2 protein-coding genes are annotated in these 3,492 nt (G+C 39.9%); one reads left to right on the top strand and one right to left on the bottom strand.

Features of this window, described 5'->3' with window-relative positions; genetic code table 11:
- Positions 1–348 precede the first annotated feature (348 nt).
- Entirely contained in the window at positions 349–1,338 is a 990-nt protein-coding gene (locus ACFILH_RS02045; protein WP_375667283.1) for an MFS transporter, read from the top strand.
- A gap of 429 nt (positions 1,339–1,767) precedes the next feature.
- Here ACFILH_RS02045 and ACFILH_RS02050 read toward each other — a convergent pair whose 3' ends face one another.
- Positions 1,768–2,139 carry a helix-turn-helix domain-containing protein gene (locus ACFILH_RS02050; RefSeq protein ID WP_375631426.1) on the bottom strand — a complete coding sequence of 124 codons (372 nt, stop codon included), beginning with the start codon at positions 2,137–2,139 and terminating at the stop codon, positions 1,768–1,770.
- Positions 2,140–3,492: the final 1,353 nt, after the last annotated feature.

Consider the following 3,492-nt stretch of genomic DNA (forward strand, 5'->3'; position numbering starts at 1 on the left):
GAGGTGGGGCAATAAAAAATCGCTTGTTGGTGCTTTGTTGCGTGAAAGTTGTTGGTGCTTTTAGGGTATGAGGAAAAATTGATCATCTAATCAGTATTGCTAAGGAAAAAGAAGGGGTGCGTGTTTTGGTGCAAAGAGGTGGGGCAATAAAAAATCGCTTGTTGGTGCTTTTGCTGGGTAATGGTATGGTGTCATTTGGGGGCTGGATTGATTATATCGTGATTTTGACCGTATCTGTGTTCACTTGGAAAGCTAATCAATATGATGTCGCTTTTATTGGAGCGGCAACATTATTCCCTGGTATCGTTCTGTCTAAGCCAATTGGAATGTTGGTAAGTCCACCGTTCTATGATCCATTGGTTGCGGGCGTCACTGCTGTTACGGGCGCTATGTACTGTCGGTTTATTGCTGGCGACGAGTCTGCAAGGATTTATTATACTGGCAGTTATTCGAGCGACATTCAACAGTCTAGCCATGCCTGCAATTTCCGTTCTTAGTGCAAATTCTGTGCCTGAACACGGACGGACTCGTTACTATTCTGTGCTTAACATGATCAATAGCGCAGCAAAGATGATAGGACCTGCTTTGGGGAGTGCTCTGTCTGTACTTTTATCAGATACCTATACTTTATTATTTTCTGGATTTTTGACATTGCTAGGCTTTATCGTGTTTTGTTGTCTTTGTGCACAACCTGTCTCGTCGCTAAGAATAAAAAAAGCGAATACCACGCAAGCACAGCAGAGGCTTTATGGGACAGCTTGGTATGCCTATGTGGCGGTGGTGTTTGTGTATTTTGCCATGGTCTTTATGGTGAATAATCAGTTGCCCGTTATTCTCAGCACAATGAAAATGAATAAACAGACTCTTGGAATGCTGGTATCTGCTTCAGCGATTGGTAATTTTCTCTATGGGTTTTGGCGTGTGAAACAATCAAAGCATAAACCCCTTACAGGCAAAATATCGGAGTTGTTAATGCCAGCAATGTCAACAATGATTGGTTTTGTCTTGATCTCAGTGTGCTTTTTTTACTTTGATTTACTCCGTATTGAGACTTTGTTGCTTTGTTTTTTCCTTATTGGAATGGTTAGCGCTTACTTTTCCATATCTTCTAATGTTTATCTGGTAAGCAATTTCAATGAACAGATTGGATTGGCTTCCGGATGGGTGCAGTCTATACAAAATTTAGCTATGTTGGTGGCGCCGTTTGTTGGAGCGTTTGTTTTAGGTCACACTTCGGCTGGAAAATTGTTCCTTCTTTCTGGATTGAGTGGATTATTCTGTTTATTGGCTATCAGGATATTGGTGAACCGTTCTTTGTCTATTGTTCGATCTCAATGATTGGCTCATCAACGAAACAAATGTTTTAAATCATTTTTCTGAGGTTTAGAGGACGTGGAGATAATCCAACATAGAGCAGCTCTTTCAACGTTATAGATTCAATTTTTGATTTTTACTTAACCGCTCATATTTTTGTTTTTTTTTCGGGGCTATGTTTTCTTGACACTGTTCTACCGTCTCGTAAACTCAATAGGGGGCATGGTTTTGAGCGATAATGTCATTTTTGTTTAACTCCGCTTTGCTACGAATAGTCAAACTTAAAAACTCAGCTGCTAATCCTCAATCAGCTTGGCTTGACGCAATAATGGAAACAGAAAACAAGCTATAGTGTGAATTATCTTATATGCCATAAAACATCACTCTTGGGGGTATGGTGATATCAGGTATGGGAAACTTTAGGCGGGGGTATGTTAATTGTTGCTCTTTTTCCTAATCAGAAATCAACCACAAGATTGCTTTTTGTTTTTTTGGCTGGAGGTCTCTAAAGTTTTTCAAAAGAGTGTGTTCTTTTTCGCTATAGGTTTCTTGATCACGGAGTGGGGTATTTTCTTTTGTTGAGATATCTTCTTTTGTAGCAATGTCTGCATAAAAAAAGCTTATAGGAACTTCCAGTTTTTGGGCGATTTTGAGTAAACATCCTGCGCTTACACGATTGAAGCCTTTTTCGTATTTTTGGATTTGTTGAAAACTAACACCTAAATGGCTTCCTAATTCTTTTTGGGAAAGGCTCATTGAAATGCGTCTGTGGCGAATTCTTTTGCCTATCAGAATGTCGATAAAATTTGGATTTTTGGTTTGCACTTCAAGCCCCCCCTCCGGTTGCGAGCGCCCTCGCATTGGTATTCCGGGAGGTTGAAAATACTGAACCTAAATCAGCTTTTTGCTTTTAGTGTTGAGAACACTTGGACATAGCAAAAACTCCCGGAATCCCGGGAAACCCACAGAGTGGGATAAATTTATGTTTAGGTTTCGGGTCTTCAACTCCCTATTTGACCGTTGCGTAGACGATCAAAAAACATTTTTTAATTTGTAAAGTAATTTCAGAAGATTGGCAAGAGAAATGAAAATAATCTCAAAGACTATAAAATTGGGTACTTTTTAAAAAAGTGCGAAATATGGATTATAAATCGCGTCTTTTGCTTAATCAGAATGTCGAAAAATTTTGATTTTTAGTTGGCACTTCAAGCCCCCCTCCGGTTGCGAGCGCCCTCGCATTGGTATTCCGGGAGTCAAAATACTGAGCTCTAGTCAGTTTTTTGCTTTTAGTGCGGAAACGCACCTGGACATAGCAAAATCTCCCGGAATTCCGGGATACCCACAAAAGTGGGCTCAATTGTACGTTAGGTTTAGGGCTTTCAGTTCCCTTTGGTCGTTGCGTGGACGATCAAAAACACGTGCTTATCAATAAAGTAATTTCAGAAGATTGGCAAGAGAAATGAAAATAATCTCAAAGACTATATGATTGGGTACTTTTTAAAAAGTGCGAAATATGGATTATAAATCGCGTCTTTTGCTTAATCAGAAATGTCGATAAAATTTGGATTTTTAGTTGGAACTTTACACCCCCTCCGGTTGCGAGCGCCCTCGCATTGGTATTCCGGGAGTAACAAGTACTGAACCCTAGTCAGCTTTTTGCTTTTAGTGCGGAAACGCACCTGGACATAGCAAAAAACTCCCGGAATTCCGGGAAACCCACAAGAGTAGGCTCAATTGTACGCTAGGGTTTAGGGCCTGTTTTCCCTGTTGATCGCTGCGTAGACGATCAAAATGACACTTTAAGTGATAAAGTAATTTCAGAAGATTGGCAAGAACAATCAAAAATTTTCTATTCTGTTATGCCATAAAACGGCGCTATTTGGAGGGGTGTGATATCAGCATAATCAATATTCACATTTAGGCGTTTTTTAGAGTGTGTGATAAATGTTTTAGGCTGGACTTATCTGTCTAGTCTAATGAAACAGTTTCGTTTGTGGGGTGGGTGATAACTATACAAAGTGATCAGTAGGGGGCCTTTGAGATAAGAAGTTGGATTGTTTACAGAACAGTGTTTACAAAGCGGTGTGGGGTGGTGAACCTTTCGTTGGCTTTGTTCTGTAAAGATGTAAAAGCGTAAAAATGTATATCCGTAAAAGTGAAGCGGAGGATTTGTGGATT

The sequence above is a fragment of the Bartonella sp. CL435QHHD genome, from assembly GCF_042195095.1.
In the GTDB taxonomy this organism is placed as follows: Bacteria; Pseudomonadota; Alphaproteobacteria; order Rhizobiales; family Rhizobiaceae; genus Bartonella.

Coding starts and splice junctions, on each gene's coding strand:
- ACFILH_RS02045 (WP_375667283.1), top strand. CDS start 349: ATGATCCATTGGTTGCGGGCGTCACTGCTGTTACGGGCGCTATGTACT.